This window comes from Aquimarina agarilytica ZC1, from assembly GCF_000255455.1.
Taxonomy (GTDB): domain Bacteria; phylum Bacteroidota; class Bacteroidia; order Flavobacteriales; family Flavobacteriaceae; genus Aquimarina; species Aquimarina agarilytica.
In genome coordinates, this window is sequence record NZ_JH621265.1 from 46,771 (window position 1) to 64,631 (window position 17,861).

12 protein-coding genes are annotated in these 17,861 nt (G+C 31.0%); 6 read left to right on the forward strand and 6 right to left on the reverse strand.

Going from position 1 to position 17,861, the window contains the following annotated elements; genetic code table 11:
* The first annotated feature begins 530 nt into the window (after positions 1-530).
* Positions 531-1,355 (forward strand): hypothetical protein, encoded by an 825-nt coding sequence (locus KQA_RS0211615; protein WP_010181314.1) that lies wholly within the window; start codon positions 531-533, stop codon positions 1,353-1,355.
* A gap of 285 nt (positions 1,356-1,640) precedes the next feature.
* A complete protein-coding gene (locus tag KQA_RS0211620) occupies positions 1,641-2,468 on the forward strand; it encodes a type IV pili methyl-accepting chemotaxis transducer N-terminal domain-containing protein (protein ID WP_157366670.1) in 828 nt (275 codons plus the stop codon).
* 82 nt (positions 2,469-2,550) lie between these two features.
* Here the strand turns inward: KQA_RS0211620 and KQA_RS0211625 are convergent, their stop codons facing one another.
* From KQA_RS0211625 to KQA_RS0211650, 6 genes are all read right to left on the reverse strand, one after another.
* Positions 2,551-4,545, reverse strand: a complete 1,995-nt coding sequence (locus KQA_RS0211625; protein WP_010181318.1) for an OmpA family protein — start codon at positions 4,543-4,545, stop codon at positions 2,551-2,553.
* A 3-nt stretch (positions 4,546-4,548) separates the two neighbouring features.
* A complete protein-coding gene (locus tag KQA_RS0211630; protein WP_010181320.1) occupies positions 4,549-5,520 on the reverse strand; it encodes a PorP/SprF family type IX secretion system membrane protein in 972 nt (323 codons plus the stop codon).
* 50 nt (positions 5,521-5,570) lie between these two features.
* Entirely contained in the window at positions 5,571-9,236 is a 3,666-nt protein-coding gene (locus tag KQA_RS0211635) for a T9SS C-terminal target domain-containing protein (RefSeq protein ID WP_010181321.1), read from the reverse strand.
* Between the two features lie 816 nt (positions 9,237-10,052).
* A complete protein-coding gene (locus tag KQA_RS0211640) occupies positions 10,053-10,952 on the reverse strand; it encodes an AEC family transporter (protein ID WP_010181327.1) in 900 nt (299 codons plus the stop codon).
* 468 nt (positions 10,953-11,420) lie between these two features.
* Positions 11,421-12,512, reverse strand: a complete 1,092-nt coding sequence (locus KQA_RS0211645; protein ID WP_010181328.1) for a glycosyltransferase family 4 protein — start codon at positions 12,510-12,512, stop codon at positions 11,421-11,423.
* 192 nt (positions 12,513-12,704) lie between these two features.
* Positions 12,705-14,039, reverse strand: coding sequence for a sialidase family protein (locus KQA_RS0211650; RefSeq protein ID WP_010181329.1), 1,335 nt, complete (start codon positions 14,037-14,039; stop codon positions 12,705-12,707).
* A gap of 19 nt (positions 14,040-14,058) precedes the next feature.
* On the opposite strand from KQA_RS0211650, the gene KQA_RS0211655 reads away from it, so the two are divergent.
* From KQA_RS0211655 to KQA_RS0211670, 4 genes are all read left to right on the forward strand, one after another.
* Positions 14,059-14,577 (forward strand): DUF6702 family protein, encoded by a 519-nt coding sequence (locus KQA_RS0211655; RefSeq protein ID WP_010181330.1) that lies wholly within the window; start codon positions 14,059-14,061, stop codon positions 14,575-14,577.
* A 12-nt stretch (positions 14,578-14,589) separates the two neighbouring features.
* Positions 14,590-16,845, forward strand: a complete 2,256-nt coding sequence (locus KQA_RS0211660; RefSeq protein WP_010181332.1) for a M1 family metallopeptidase — start codon at positions 14,590-14,592, stop codon at positions 16,843-16,845.
* A 149-nt stretch (positions 16,846-16,994) separates the two neighbouring features.
* The gene (locus tag KQA_RS0211665; protein ID WP_010181334.1) at positions 16,995-17,279 is read left to right on the forward strand and encodes a Sec-independent protein translocase subunit TatA/TatB; all 285 of its coding nucleotides are present in this window, start codon (positions 16,995-16,997) and stop codon (positions 17,277-17,279) included.
* 72 nt (positions 17,280-17,351) lie between these two features.
* Positions 17,352-17,660: a hypothetical protein gene (locus KQA_RS0211670; protein WP_010181336.1), complete on the forward strand. Its 309-nt coding sequence runs from the start codon at positions 17,352-17,354 to the stop codon at positions 17,658-17,660.
* Positions 17,661-17,861: the final 201 nt, after the last annotated feature.

A 17,861-nucleotide genomic window follows, 5' to 3' on the forward strand; every position in this document is an offset into this window, starting at 1 on the left:
GTAGCCTTTTTTTGTAAAAAGTTGTACGATTTGTAAATCGTAGTATTCTACTTAAGTATTTTGGAAGTAAAAATAAATGGGGGAAATCGCTATTTATTGTTTTTATGTAAGTAATGTAGGTTTTGTGTGTTATTTGTAAGAATTAAACATTGTTAAACGATTAAAGGCACTTAATTTCGTTAATTGAATTTATTCGTTGTGTATAATATTATTCTTATCGTTAAACAAAATCATACATATAAATCATTTTAATGTCTTTTAAACGAATTTTTATGCATTTAAAAGGTTAGTGACATTATTTTTATAGTTTTTTACTAACTTAAAGTATTGTTAATCAGATGCTTTGTATTTTTGAATTAAGATTTTAATGTGGGTTTTTAGTGTTGTAATCTAAAAAATAAGTTAAAAAACTGACATTTAATCGATTAAATGCAAGAAAATTAGGACTATATGCGTTTTTATTTGGTTTTAACCTATTTGTTTTCTTACTTTTGAATTATCTAATTTAAATGACCCAAATCTAAACTAAAATGAAAACTATTTTAAATGTACTGTTAGTTAGTCTCTTATTTAGTATGAACACATTTTCTCAAAACGCAGACTTTGGGAATATGAGTTATAAGGAAGCTATTGCACTTTCTGAAAAACAGATGGTGCTTACACAGCAAATTGCTAAGGCGAGGATGTTACAAATTGCAGAAATGCCTGAAGCGGTTTATAAAAAAGAGCTTGAAAATACAATAAAACTATTTGATAAAAATTTCAGGAAATTACAATTCAATTCTAAAGAACTAAGTTTAAATGTTAAAACTGCTTTGGGAGAACAAAGTTTATCTTGGTTTCGTTATAAAAAATTATTGAGCCAACCAAAAATGGATGCTAACCTGCTCCTAAAAAAATCTAAGTCTTTATTAGAAATAAGTGAAAAGGTATTGGTTGTGATAAAAAATGATGCAGAAAGAAAAAAGCAGTTGACTTATTTTAGAAAGAAGGATAAAGTGAAAGCAAAAGCAAATAGTTTTATTGAAAATCAAAAAATGAGATTACAACAAATGTGTTTGTATTATGCAGCAAGCAAAGTGGTTGGAAAAAAGGATGAAGATGGTATAATTTCAAAAACTTACTTGGAATTATATGACGAGTTAATAGGAGCCACATCTGGTTTAGAAGGAAGTGAATTAAACACATCGGAAGTATACAATACCTTGGCAGATATTAAACAGTCGATAGATAATTTATATAAGAAAAGAAAAAACTTTATTGGTGCCAAAGTGCCTTTAGAAAAAGTAATTTCAACAACAGAAAATTTAGAGTCTTTACTAAGTGAAGTTACAGAACATTATAGTTTGCTGTAAAAATAATCTCAATACCTACGTTTGATTTAGTACTTTTTATATATACTTTTTTGTCCCCAATTTTAAAAGTCTCGTTATTAATTATCGAATATCGAGGCTTTTTTTATTTTGTCATTTTATTTTGTCACTTTATGTTATTTTTAATGGGATTCTAAATTGATAAAAATAGGGGTTGATTTATTATAAAACACTAATTATTAAGTGTTTGTATTTGTTTTTGCAGTGATTGTAATTTTAATTTCTTACTTTTAAAAGTAAGAAAAAACAACAATAAAAATAGAGGATATGAAGTGCATAAAAATTGTTATGGGGTTATTTTTTTATTTAGCCTTTTATTTTTCAAATGGACAAAATACGACTTATGGAACTATAAGTTATGAGAAAGCGATTAACCTTTCGGGAAAACAACGAATGCTTTCACAAAAAATAGCTAAAGTAAGAATGCTAAAGTCTATTGGAGAAGCAACAAATGAGCTTTCGAATGAATTTGTGGCTAGTATGAAACTTTTTGAACGAAATTTAAAAATATTAGAAAGTAATTCAAGAGAACAAAGTTCAAAGGTAAAGGCTTTAATTAGACAACAAAATGCGGATTGGGTGCAATACAAAGATTTAGTTAGTAAGTCACAGATAGACGTAGAAAAATTACTTAGTAAATCCGAGGCTTTGTTGAGTAAGTGTCATTCATTGGTATTGGCTATTGAAGAAGATTCAAAATTTAACAAGCAGTTAAATTTTGAAAGTAATGGTGAGCAATTAAAAATTGAAACTATTAACAAAGCAGGGAAACAACGTATGCTTTCGCAAAAAATGTGTTTATACTATGCGGCTTGTAAATTTTTTAAAAAAGGAGAAAAATCAAAAATAGCTTGTAACCGTTATGTTGCTGTATATAATCAAATTAATACAGCGATAAATGATTTGTTAGTAAGTGAATTAAATACTTCGGAAATTGATCAAAATATAGCTTTAGCTATGAGTGCTATTGAAAGTATTGAAACAAACAAGAAAAATTTTACAGATAATAAAATGCCGGTACAAAAAATGATTTCGATAAGTAGTAGTTTGCTATCTATTTTTAATAAAATAACTAGTCAATACAGTTTGCTTTAAAAGAATTATTTAATCAGTACTTAATTATAGTAATCTAAATTAGATAATGCATATTATAATTAAGTACTGATTTATTGGGTTTTTAGTTATCGGAAGCTGCGGTGTTAATAATTCCAGAATTCAAAATAATAAATTCGGAACGTCTATTTTTTGCGTGCTCAAAATCGCTACAATCAACATCATTAGCACAATTGTTTACTAACTGGGTTTCGCCGTAGCCTTTATAAAAAATTCTATTTCGATTAATATCACCACTATTCACTAAGTATTCCTTAGTTGCTTTGGCTCTTAATTTACTTAAATCATAATTGTATTCATCATTAGCTCTACTGTCTGTATGCGATCTAATTTCAATTTTTATATGGTCATTACTTTGTAATACTGCAATGATTTTTTGTAACTCTAATTCGGCATCCTTTCTAATTTCATAGTCATTGTAATTAAAGTAGATCGTGTTTAATTGTAGTATTTTAGCTAAATCATCACCAATTCTAGCTATTCTAGATTTAAAGCTATCGTTTGATAAGTCAAAATTTTGTTTTACTACATCTCCTTTATATTTAGATGTTTTTAAGGGGGTACGTTGCGAACGATAACCAACTTTATAAACGTTTAGGTTAAATGAAGAATTACAGTCGGCCGCAAAGGTATAATACCCATTTTTATCAGTAGTGACTTGATTTGTCAAATTCATGTCTTTATCATATAATTTAACCAAGGCATCTGGAATCACTTCATTTGTTTTTTGATTAGTTACAATTCCTTCAATAAATAACTGACAATTGATATCCAAAGGCGCCATCTGTTTAAAACTATAAATATCATCGCTACCTTGTCCATCAACTCGATTACTGGCAAAAAAACCAATATCGGTTTTTTTGTCAATAATAAATGAAAAATCATCGGAAGGTCCATTTATTGGTTTTCCAATATTGTATGGATTGGCATAAGTGTTTCGGGCTACTTTTGAAATAAATACATCTAAGCCACCTAAGCCTAAATGTCCATCACTAGAAAAATATAAATTTCCATCGTTACTAACAAAAGGAAAGGTTTCTCGTCCTTCGGTATTAATATTGTATCCTAAATTTTTAGGTTTTCCAAAACTTTTGTCTTCATTAATTGTGACTACATATAAATCCGAATTACCATATGAGCCAGGCATATCACTGGCAAAATATAATTTGTCTTCATTGGGACTTAGTGCAGGATGGGCTGTAGAATAATCATCACTGTTAAAAGGGAGTTCTTTTATATTGGTCCATTTTTTATTAACTAACTCTGCTTGATAAAGTTTTAGCATTACGGTTCCAGAGCCACTGGAATTAAGTTGTTTTTTTAAATAATTATTTCGGGTGAAATACATTGTTTTACCATCTTTGGTAATGGCAGCAGATGATTCATGTACAGGAGTATTTATATCTCCTTTTAATGGTTTTATATGAATATCGTTGTTAAGTGTGCCTTGTTCTAAGTTTATATTGTATAAATCAAGAAAAGGCATTTTATCCCAAACAGAAATTTCACCACCACCTCTAGATGAAGCAAAAATTAAATCTCCATTGGTAGAAAAACTAGGGGAATGATCCGAAAATTCACTATTGAAATCAAAAGGATTAAATTGAAATTTTCCAGACCTTTTTTCTATTAAATCTAAATAGTAGCGATTTGTTTTGAAATTAAAAGCACGGGAGTCATATTCCTTAGTAATTGAAGCAAACCTTTCCATTACTTTATCTGCTTTTTTAAATTTTTGAACACTTTTTAAGCATTGGGCATAACGGTATAAGTATTCGGGACTAATGGATGCAGAAAATTGTTTTACAAGTTTATCGTACCATGTATGCGCTTCTCTAAATTCGGCATTAAAATAATAAGAATCGGCAATTTTTTGATATAAATCGGCTGATTTATAGCCTTTGTTTGCTACTTGAATATAAATTTCTCGAGCATCAATATATGCAAAACGATCAAACTCAGAATTAGCATTAGTAATTAAATCATTACTATTTTGAGCAATAATTAGTGAGCAAAAGCTAAGACTAATTAGTAACGTAAAAATGTATATTTTTTTCATAAGCTAGAAAAAACGGGGGGTTAACATTCTTTTCGAAGTCAGGTTTAATTTATTTTTTAAATCATATCTCAAAACAAATTCAAAACTACCATAATTGGTGTCTGTACTAGTTAATTCTGTAGTTTCAACATCATATGATAGCCCAAGCATTAGTGATTTTGATAATTGATACCCAAATAGACCACTTACAGCTGCACTCCAACGGTATGCAGTTCCTAGTGTAATTTTTTGAAAAATTAAAAAATTAGCAGAAATATCGACCTGTAACGGAGCTCCAATAACCATTTTAGTAAGTAATGCTGGTTTAAACTTAACGTTATAACTTAGGTCAAAAGTATGGCCAGTAATAAAATAATAGTTAATTTTCTGTTTTGCTAAAAGCGATGTGGTTCCCGAACTAGAAAAAGCACTTTGTTCGTCAAAAAAACTTGTTTGCAGTAAGTTAGGGATACTTAAACCTGCATAAAACTTTTCGTTATGGTAATAGGCACCTAATCCAAAATTAGGACTAAACTTATTATTTATATCACTTAATAGTGCATTGTCCATCGCTTCTTCTCTGGAAAGACGTGTCAAATTAACGTTTAATAAATTTCCTCCAATTTTTGATCCTAAACGTAAGAATGCGGTGTTTTTATTGTTAACTCGTATTCTATAGGCAAAGTCAATATTAAAATTAGTCTCCGTAGTAGGTCTAATGATATCACTAAAAACCGAAAAACCGTATGAAAAATTACTAAAACGATCAAAAGGTGTTTCAAAGGCTATGGTATGAGTAGCAGGACTTCCTTCAAAGCCGACCCATTGCTTTCGGGTTAAACCAGAAACACTTGTTTTATCTCTACTGCCGGTGTAAGCGGGGTTTATAACCGCTGTGTTATACATGTATTGAGTATACTGAGCATCTTGTTGAGCAGTAACCGAAAAAAATGTTAGTATAACTAAAGTTACTATTGTAGTTGTAAGTTGCTTCATATTCCTTTTCCTATCAATTAATTTCTTTTAAGAAATAATATATTTATAATTTAGTTAACTAAGTAAAATGAACCAGCTTTAGTTTTAGGATCTCCGTTTGAATTTTGATAGTTTAGCGTATAGAAATAAGTTCCAGCAGGCAATTGATCACTATTTTTAATAGTAGCTCTACCTTGACTATGTCCAGAAAACCCAGGAGAATTAGGCTGGCCATATCCATTTTTTTCAAAAACTTTCAATCCCCACCTGTTAAAAATTTTCAATGTATTTATAGGGTAATTTTCTATATTTTTTATAACAAATTCATCGTTAACTGAATCTCCATTAGGAGTAAACGTCTCATAAACTATAATATCGGCTTCCGATTGACCTTCTAATTCAATAATAGTTGGGTCATCGGGATCGCCATCATTATTTAGATCAATATCGTTTGGATTGTTAGGGTCATCAGAATCATCAGAAATCGAATTACCAGTAGGTGTAGTTGCAATAACTATAGCCTGATTAGTTACCTGGCCATTAGAAATATCAGTAGCTGTTATTGTATAGGTAGCGGAAAAATTAGTGTCATTTTCTTCACCAGGAGCTAATGAGAAAGTAGTTCCTGTTAAATTAACACCAGCTAATAAATCGGTAACAGTAATATCAGTTAAGGTTTCGTTTCCTGCATTGCGAATGCTAAAAGTGTATTCTATAATATCACCAGCATTCATAAAGGAATCATTATTGGCATCTACGTAAATACCTGTTTTTAATAAGCTTATTTTAGGTGTACTATCGGTTGTGTTATTAATAGTAATTGAAACTACAGCGGTATCACAATCCCCATTTAAATCACAAATTTGATAGGTCAAGGTATCATTCCCAAAGAAATCAGGGTTTGGTGTATATACAATTTGATCATCTGTAGGATCATTGGGAGTAGCATTAGTATCAACATTTGCTATTCCATTAGTTGGAGCTATAGTAATTGCGATAGCGGTTGTGCTTGGTCCGTCTCCCCCAAAAGTATCATTGTCTAATACATCAATGATGTTGTTAGAAGTATCTTCATCAAAAGTTGCTGTGTCATCAACAGCTGCAGGAGTGTCGAAGGTGTTATTAGCAACAGAAATAGTAACAATAGCGGTGTCACAATCTCCATTTAAATCACAAATTTGATACGTCAAGGTATCATTCCCAAAGAAATCAGGGTTTGGTGTATATACAATTTGATCATCTGTAGGATCATTGGGAGTAGCATTAGTATCAACATTTGCTGTTCCGTTAGTTGGAGCAATAGTAATTGCAATAACGGTTGTACTTGGTCCGTCTCCCCCAAAAGTATCATTGTCTAATACATCAATGATGTTGTCAGAAGTATCTTCGTCAAAAGTTGCTGTGTCGTCAACAGCTACAGGAGTGTCGAAGGTGTTATTAGCAACAGAAATAGTAACAACTGCGGTGTCACAATCTCCATTTAAATCACAAATTTGATACGTCAAGATATCATTCCCAAAGAAATTAGGATTTGGTGTATATACAATTTGATCATCGGTAGGATCATTGGGAGTACCGTTAGTGTCAACATTTGCTGTTCCGTTAGTTGGAGCAATAGTAATTGCAATAGCGGTTGTGCTTGGTCCATCTCCCCCAAAAGTATCATTGTCTAATACATCAATGATATTGTCAGAAGTATCTTCGTCAAAAGTTGCTGTGTCATCAACAGCTACAGGAGTGTCAAATGTGTCGTTGTCAATAGTAATATTGATTATAGCGGTGTCACAATCCCCATTTAAATCACAAATTTGATAGGTCAAGGTATCATTCCCAAAGAAATCAGGGTTTGGTGTATATACAATTTGATCATCGGTAGGGTCATTAGGAGTGCCATTATCATCAACACTAGCTGTTCCATTAGTTGGAGCAATAGTAATTGCAATGGCGGTAGTGCCTGGTCCATCTCCCCCAAAAGTATCATTGTTTAATACATCAATTGGGTTATCAGTAGAATCTTCATTAATATTAGCTGGGTCATTAATTGCTGTCGGTGTGTCACTAGTATCACTATTTACGGTAATAGTAACTTCAGCAGTAGTACAGTCATTATTAAGATCACAAATTTGATAGGTCAAGGTATCATTCCCAAAGAAATCAGGATTTGGTGTATATACAATTTGATCATCTGTAGGATCATTAGGAGTGCCATTAGTGTCAACATTTGCTGTTCCATTAGTTGGAGCAATAGTAATTGCAATTGCGGTAGTGCCTGGTCCATCTCCCCCAAAAGTATCATTGTCTAATACATCAATTGGGTTATCAGTAGAATCTTCATTAACACTAGCGGGGTCATTAATTGCTGTCGGTGTGTCACTAGTATCACTATTTACGGTAATAGTAACTTCAGCAGTAGTACAGTCATTATTAAGATCACAAATTTGATAGGTCAAGGTATCATTCCCAAAGAAATCAGGGTTTGGCGTATATACAATTTGATCATCTGTAGGATCATTAGGAGTGCCATTATCATCAACACTAGCTGTTCCATTAGTTGGAGCAATAGTAATTGCAATAGGTGTAGTGCCTGGTCCATCTCCTCCAAAAGTATCTGGATTAGTAGTAGCTCCAAGCATTAATACATCGAAGTTGATATCAATATCATCTTCATTAACAGTAAAGGTATCGTCAAAAGCTTTAGGTAAACTATTAGATATTATAATTAGCACGTTGGCACTACGGCAATCGCCGTCTACATCACAAATTTCATAAGTAAATGTATCATTTCCAACATAATCAATATTTGGAGTATATAAAATTTGATCATCAGTGGGGTCACTAGGTGTGCCGTTTACATTTACAGTTGCTATTCCATTGGTAGGAGCGTTTTTTATAGTAATTGGCGAATTACTGGGGCCATCACCTCCAAAAGTATCATTTGTTAATACGCTTAATGGAGCTTCATTTGCATTTTTTTTAATGGTGTCGTAGGTGTCAAATAAAGCATTAGGAGTGTCATTGAGATTTGTTACCTCAATTTCTACTATGGCTGTGTCACAGTTATTTTTTGAATCACAAATTTGATAAGTAATTTCATCTGAGCCAAAGTAATCTGCGTTAGGTTTGTATATTAGGGTGTCATCAGTTGGATCATTGGGTGTTCCGTTATCATTAACAGAAGCGGTTCCATTGGTTGGAGGAGCAGTAATGGTTATAGGACTCTCACTAGGACCACGTACGCCAAAAGTATCATTGTTTAACACAATAATCGTTCTGTTATTGGAGTCCTCATCTATGGTAAGTTCGTCATTATTTGCTTTAATGGTGGTACAGCCTGGAGTATTAATAACTTCTATTTCAACTGTTGCTGTGTCAGTATTACCATCACCATCAATAATAGTATATGAAAAGTTATCAATACCTGAAAAACCTGTAGGCGTGTCATATAAAAGAACATCATCTAACAGATTACTAGGAGTTCCATTGTCCGAAATTTGAATTATTCCTCCTTGATTGGTACTTCCTGTTATTTGTATGTGATTCATTAAATTTGGACCAGCAGGTCCAAATTCATCGTTACTAAGGATTTCAATAACATTGTTTTTACTGTCAAAACACACTTTATCAGTATCCTCAACAGCATCTCTTGGAGCTTGAAAACAAAAGTTATTTGTTATTAAATTATTTGAAAATAATAAAATGGACTGGAACTGAAGATATATAAAAAAAAACTTCTTCATACTTAGTTACTTTTGATATTCAACTATTATAAGTAAGCCCCTTATTTTATGTTGTGTAACCGTTAATTATTTCTATTTGCAATGATCTTAGAAATAAGATTCATTAAACCAAAACAGGAACAAATACGAAATTCAAATGTATACACAAATGATGTTTTACACAATCTAGATATTTAAAATGAAGGTTTTTTCCTACAAAATAAAGAGTGAAAAATGATGTTTTGTAGGAGGTAATAAGGATTATTGTAAGAATTATATTGAATATGATTTATGTATTCTTTTTTTTAAAATGTATACTAATACTTTGATTTTTTGTATTTAATATATTGGTTTTGAGTGATTTGTTTTTTTAAAAATATTTTAAAAAAACCATAAGGTAAAACATTATTGTATTTACTATTGATATGTTAAGTGTAATAATTTGTTGTTTAAGTATTGCGCTTAAAATTAGGTATTAAAAAAAAAGAATAATTTTAAAGAAATAGATAACAGATTTAAAAAAGTCGTTAAAGTACTGTTAATTTTAATGATTTTAAAGCTTAAGTTGTTCAAAATTCACTGTAGTAAAGACCAAAAGAGTCAATTTGTTTGATTTCTATTTATTTTTTTGAAAAATGAAAACGTAAAATGGAAATTAAATTAGAAATCATTTAGTTAATTAAAAAAATGATTTTGTAGCGACATTAACAATTTGGAAATAATGGGGGCATAAAAAAGTGTTATATCTATGATATGTGCATCAATAAAAATATAGATGGTTACAGATTTTATTAAAAAAAATAATGAGTAAATAAAAAAGAAGAGATAATCATAATATTATAAAAAATAATACCATATGTAGGTAGTGAAGAATGAAATCGGAATACCAAAACTAAGAATCATATTACATAATTTGGGTCTTAAGCCAAACTCAGTAGCAATAATTACTCCAGTAACCATTGGCGCCATAGCAGCTTCTAACACACTAACTTGAGCTACTAATTTATCAATAGTAAAAAGCCAGCTAATTATTAAAACCAATAAAGGAGCGAGTAAGAGTTTATAGCATAAAGCTGAAGTGAGTAAAAACTTGTCTGCTTTCCAATGTTTAAATTGTAGTTGGAGTCCAACCGAAAATAAAGCCATGGGTACCATGGTAGCTCCCAGGTTTTCTAAAATGACATCAATGTGATTAAAGTTTATAAATTTAGGAAGTATAAAGGCAGCTATAAATGCTAATGTTGGCGGAAAACTTAAAAGCTTTTTTATAAGTAAAGAAAAACTAAAGTTAGCAGTATTTCCAGTAGAAGCATAAGTTGCGGTAATAAGTCCTAGACTGGATAAAGTAATAAACCCGACTTGGTCACATAAAATAGCTAATTGCAAGCCTTTTGTACCATAATAAGCCTCGGTTAAAGGGAAACCTAAAAATGATAAATTAGAAAATCCTACTGTAAGTACAAGCGCTCCTCTAGTTTCTTTATTTAAAGGGCTAAACTTTCCTAAGATTTCTATAAATAAAAAGGAAGCCAAAAAAACGACTAAGGGCACTAAAATAGGTAGCAATAGATCGGAATCCCATTTCATTTTTGGAATATAGCGCAAAGCAATTGCAGGAAGCGCTACATATATAATCCAAAGATTTATTATTTTATAACTATCCTTAGGAAGTGCTTTGAACCTATTCAACAATACACCCGAAAGTATTGAAATAGCAATAATGATAAAGTTTGACATTCAAATAAACATATAAATTGCTCAAAAATACATTCTATTTAAAACAGATGGTACTATTTTGAATATTTATAAGTAATAAGTGTTTTTATTATTAGAAAAGTAGTGCATGTAAGTGAGTTAAAATTATATTTGCCGAATTATTCAATTAAAGCATTATATGATACAGAAACTAGTTTTATTTTGTAGTTTATTTGTTATTTCGATAAAATTTATGGTTTAAATGAAATAATATAATTATACGATTTAAACCTGTGTTCCACATTATCAGATCGTTATGAGTATTGAAAGCTCCATAAAGTAAAGTATTTTTTAGATTTCAACATAGTCCTTTAGGGTTAGAACAAAAAACGCAGCGAAGTGTTTTGATTTTTCAGAGATTTGGATATGGAATAGATTTTTTAAAGTTTTAATCTTTTTTTGAAGGTGTCTTTATATTAATTGAATTTTAGAATGATAATTTAAAGGTTTTTAGGCATTTTCTAAAATACTTTTGTAAACTTCAATATATTGTTTAGCTGCATTTTCCCATGTAAATTTTTTAGAATGTTTAATGTATTCATTTATATAGAAGTTTTCATTTGTGTTAAAATCATGCATTCCTTTTGTGAATATATCAGCCATATATTCTGGATCAAAATGATCCCAGTAAAAGGAGTGTTTTCCTCCAATTTCAGGCAGCGATGATTTATTAGCTAAAAAAACAGGTTTCCCAAAAGTCATAGCTTCTAAGACAGGTAATCCAAAACCTTCTCTTAAGGAAGGGAAAGTAAAAGCTAAGCAGTTTTTGTAGTAATAAATTTTTTCGTCATCATTAATACGCCCCACAATGTGAACTCTATTACTTAATTTTTCATCAATGATTATTTTTTTTAGTCTTTCGGTATATTCTGTTCTAATATCACCAGCAAGTATTAAATTAAGGTCAGGTAAAAATTTGACCATTTCTATAAGTGTGTGAAAGTTCTTTTTTTCGACCATTTGTCCTATAGAAAAAATAAAAGGTTTATTGGATGGAGGACTAAAAGGCGATGTTTTTAAATCTTTATTTGAATTATTAACATTGTTGAAAGTATTACCGTTGTATATCACATATTCAGGTATATTTGGTATTTTAAAGTGTTGGTGTGTACTTCTTTTTGCAAATTCGGATATATACACAATAGCATTGCTTCTTGCAATTTTACCTTTGAATTGTTTTATTCTAAAATCTAATCGTTCACCCGAATCTTCTTCCATAAAATTAACATCATGTATTGTCAGTAGGTATGGAGTTGATTTTAAAAAAGGTTCAATTTTAGTGTTTTGATTTACAGAATGCCATAAATCAAATTTTGTTTTCACCCTAAAAAGAGGATAGCGAGTAATCTGCCTATATTTTTTATAAAAAATAGAGTCGCCAAGTTCTTTTTTTACTTTATTTTTATTGTAATTACAAATGATTTTATGATCTTTCAGGAAGTCAGTTTCTTCAGCTAAAGCTTTGACTAAATTTAAATTAAATTGGCCAAATCCAGACTTTAAATTGTTGATATTGTGAGTTTCAAGAAATATTTTTTTCATCGAAAAAGTATTGGTGTACCTCTCATAGAGAATTGCGAAATTACAGTTTTAAAATTGTTAATTAAAGTTTTATTATAGTATAACTTTAAATTTATGATTTATATTTTGTTTAAGTTGTTTATATCTTAAAAAGCTATAGGTTGTTTAGTTTTTTTAACATTTTGAATTAAAGTATTAAAATCTGAGCCCATCTTATTTTAACTCGTTATCTTTAACCAAAGCAGTCCAAACACTTACTAAACCATTTTCAACTTGTGTCCAAATCGGCCTAATCATACCGTTTAAGGCATCAATATTATTATAATCGCCAAAAAAGTTTGCTCCTTTTGGGTCAAATGATTGTTCGGAAATGGTATAATTTTTAAAGCTTTTTGCACCATTTTTTGATACCGCAAGCTGAACACTAACTAGGCTTTTGTTTACAGCATCTTCTTCATAATAAACAATATAAATAAATCCAGTTGAAGGATCGATAGACATCCAATTAAAAAAATGGTGTTTTGGGTTGTTGTTTTTGTGTATTATTTGTGGAGCGCTCCAAGTTTTACCTTGATCCTCGGATTTACTTATAACAATATCTGTATTATTGGGGGCAGTTTGGTCGGACCAATTTATATAAATAGTTCCTTTGTGTTGGGAATTTGAAGTATCAACACCTGTAACGGGGAAACCATTACTCCTTTTAACTCCCGGAATAGTAAAACGCCAACCCGACTTTTGAGGAGCAATTTTTGTAGGTTTAGTTAACCAAGTATTCCCACCATCACTGCTTTTAGTAAACCATATATGGTGATCAAAAGCCCAAGCAATATAAATATTTTCACCATCGGTGGATGGGACAGCTCCTTCGGTAGTATAATCATCATCCATACAATCACCTTCATGTATACTTATGTTTTTTGGATAACTCCAAGTGTTTCCATAATCATTTGATTTGGAAAAAAGGATACGGGATTTGTCATTAGGATCTTTACTATTGTAGTTGTCAAATTCAGTCCAGGTAGTATACAAATGATTGTTCTTTGGATTAACACATGCCCATTGTTTGTCTTGTTGTTTGGGAGGGTTTAATCCTATTCCTTTTCCAGAGGTCCAGGTAATTCCCTTATCATTGCTTTTTTGTATCACAATACGATCTAATATTTTTTTACTTTTCCAATTAGTACCTTCAGGATCACTTAAGTGGAAATAATAAAAATCACCTTTTGTATCAGCAACAATTGCAGGATCTCCCCAGATGCCATGTGACGAACTTTGTTTTTTAGTAGTCCAAGTAAGTCCGCCATCCTTTGATGTATGTATATAATCCAATACACTTGCTGCAACAATATTATTAGGGTTTGTAGGGTCAATACAAATACTAGGTTCGCATGGTCCTAAAGATTTTTTATTAGTCTGTGCGTATATTTTTACATTTTTTGGTGTAACCTTAGTATAAATTGTATTTTTATTTTTTTCTAATTTTTTTTTAGAGACACATCCTAAGCAAATACTCGTTAATAGAATGTAAAGCAGTTTTTGGTTCATAGGATAGAAATCATAATTTATGTTAAAAATAGGCAATTTTACAGGACGTTTTTTTACTATTACTTTTTTAATAGGATTAACAGTATTTCTATCGTTTTCGGCGCATAAATATTATGCGAGCATCACAAAAATTGAAATTAGTCAACAGGAGCAATTGATAAAAGTATATACGCAAGTTTTTGTGGATGATTTTGAAGATGTATTGGAAGCGCGCTACCAATTAAGTAGTATTGACTTTGAAAACTTGAATAAAATAGAAGAGGAGTTTATTAAAGATTACGTCACAAAAAAAATCCAACTGAAAGTAAATCGGCAGCCATTGGAGCTTCGATTTTTAGGATGTGAAGCAAAAAATGAACTATTGTATCTATTTGTAGAAGCTAGTATCAAGGAAAAAGTAAAACGATTTGATGTTGAAAATAGGATGTTACAAGATTTATTTTCAGAACAACAGAATACGATAGATATAACCAACAATAACAGAAAAAAAAGTATGCATTTACATGCAGAAAACCCTTCGGGGACAGTTTATTATTAACAGAACTTATATATGAAGCAATTAAGTTATTTATGCATTTTACTAATCACATTTAGTAGTGTAGCACAACAGGATTCTAATTCACACAAAGGACACACCAATCAAAATAAATTTAGGCAATTGTATGATGAATTTGCTACACCTAATGTATACAGAAATGCTTCAGGTGCTCCAGGTCATGAATATTACCAACAACAAGCAGATTATAAAATACAAGTAGTATTAGATGATGAAAAAACAAAGTTAACAGGTGAAGAGACCATTACCTATACCAACAATTCGCCAGATCAATTGGATTTTTTGTGGGTACAGTTAGACCAAAATAAACGTAGCAAAGATTCCAAAACACTTTTAAGAGATGGTGATAAAATGAAACCTTATTTACCACCAGCAAGGTTTGCAGCTACTTACTTAACAGAGCCGTTTGACGGAGGATTTAACATAACATCTGTACAAAGTGCCGAAGGTAAAGCATTAAAATACACGATAAATCAAACCATGATGCGTATTGATTTACCAAAGCCTTTAGCTTCGGGTAAAAAAATAAGCTTTAAAATTAATTGGTGGTATACAATTAATGATCATGTCGCTAAGCGAGGGCGTTCTGGTTATGAGTATTTTAAAGAAGATGATAATCGTTTGTATGTAATAGCACAGTTTTATCCACGTATGTGTGTGTATAATGATAAAGAAGGTTGGCAAAATGAACAATTTTGGGGAGATGGTGAGTTTGCATTGAATTTTGGGGATTATGAAGTAGAGATTACCGTGCCGAAGGATCATATATTAGATGCCACAGGGGTACTTCAAAACAGAAAAGAGGTATTTACTAAAAAAATGCTTACGAGGTATAATGAAGCTTTGGAGAATTATGTGAAGCCAGTAATAATAGTTAGTCAAGAAGAGGCAGAGCTAGCAGAAAAAACAAAAGAGACAGCGACAAAAACATGGAAATTTAAAGCAGAAAATGTGCGTGATTTTGCTTTTGCATCCTCACGTAAATTTATTTACGAAATGATGGCTGTTGATGTTCAAGGAAAAAAGGTAATGGCCGTATCAATGTATCCTAAAGAAGGGAATCCTTTGTGGGAAGAATACAGTACAAAATCAGTTAAAGCAGCATTACAGACCTACAGTCGAATGACATTTAAATATCCTTACCATAAAGCTATTTCGGTACATTCAAAAAACCAAGGAATGGAATATCCTATGATTTGCTGGAATTATGGAAGACCAAAGCCAGATGGGACCTATAGTCAGCGTACTCGTAATGGAATGATCAGTGTTATTATCCATGAGGTGGGACATAATTATTTTCCTATGATAGTAAATAGTGATGAGCGTCAATGGGGTTGGATGGACGAAGGTTTGAATACTTTTTTACAGTACATTACTGAGCAAGATTTTGAAGAAGGCTATCCAAGTAGGAGAGGGCCAGTAACAAATATTATACCCTATATGAGCGGTGATCAAAGTGAAATATCACCAATTATGACTCAGGCAGATAATGTAATTCAATTAGGAAATAATGCCTACGGTAAACCAGCTACGGCATTAAATATATTACGAGAAACAGTTATGGGGCGTGAAATGTTTGATCATGCATTTAAAGTATATGCAAACCGTTGGATGTTTAAGCATCCAACACCCGAGGACTTTTTCAGAACTATGGAGGAGGCTTCTGCAATGGACTTAGATTGGTTTTGGCGAGGTTGGTTTTACACTACAGATGTTACAGATATTGGAATCAAAGAAGTAAAAAAATATTATATATCTAATAAGCCAAACAAAAAAATGAGAGATATATTAAAGGAAAGGAATATGCAAGAAAAAGATTTAGTTCCTTTGGTATACGCTGTTGCAGAAGATAGTGAGGATTTTAAAAACGTAGACACAAATAAATCTATAATTGAAAATTCTCAAAAATTATCAGATTTCTTATTTGATAATTTTACTGCAGAAGAAAGAAAAGCGATGAAAAATCCTAATTTCTTTTATCAGGTTATTTTCAATAAGCCGGGAGGTTTAGTAATGCCTTTAATTGTAAAATATACCTATGATGATGGTACAAGTGAAACTATAACTTATCCAGCACAGGTTTGGCGTAAAAATGATAATGAAATAAGTAAAATTATTCCTGCTGTTAAAAAAATAGTTAAAATCGAAGTGGATCCTAAAGCAGAAACGGCTGATATTGATACTTCGAATAATACTTGGCCTAAGCAAGAAACGACTAGTGTTTTTGACCAGTTCAAAAAGAAGCAATAGTTTTTTATTTTAAAGGTACAGCGTATAAATTTTAGAAGGTATTTCCTATTGGCGATTTTTTTGAGTTATTCAAAAAAGTCGCCATAATTTGTGATGAACATTCTCTTTTATATTGCAAGTTTTTTAAAACTCTATAGTATATTTGCAGTATGATGCATATTCCTTTATTTATTAGTGGAGCCGAAATTGCTTTTATTGTATTTATATTAGTAATGGTTTTTGGTGCGGATAAAATTCCTGAAATAGCTCGAGGCTTAGGAAAAGGGATGCGTCAGATAAAAGATGCGACTAACGAAATCAAACGTGAAATTACCGATAGTGCTCAAGATATTGACCTTCAAAATAATCCTATTACAAAGGATATAACCGAAACAGTTAAAGATGTACAAAAAGACATTGATGATTTAACGGGACCAATTAAAAGAACATTTTAAAATAGTGTTTTAATTTCACCTTATTGGTATTTTTTAATATATTGTATATGAGAATTATACAAAAAATATTAAGTGGTTAAAATATTATTACACTTTTCAATAGTTATACTTTCTTTACATGAAATGGTAGCTCAAATAGATGCTAATTCACTTATGGGAATACCAATGGCTACCACAGCCGAAAGATTAGCCATTACAGGAATTACTGAAGGGAATATGGTTTATGATACTGATATCAATAGACTTTTCGAATACACGGCTACAGGTTGGTTAGAGATTTTAACATCAAATAACACTTATTTAGGTGTATTTCAGATTACTGGAGCTACACCGGCACAAATTACAGTTCCAGGGATTCCATTTGTATCAAAATTATTTTAGTGTCTAATATAAATAATTCAGGTTGAGGTATAAGCGATTAATTTCGGTAGGATATTATTTATTGTTTTTTTTGTTTTTGAGTATCCGTCCGAGCAACTACGTTTTAGATTTTTACTGATATCCAGGCGCATTCAGAGAATGCCTGATTCTCATAAATTATACATAAAAAATCCAAAATTTGATAAATTCAAGTTTTGGATT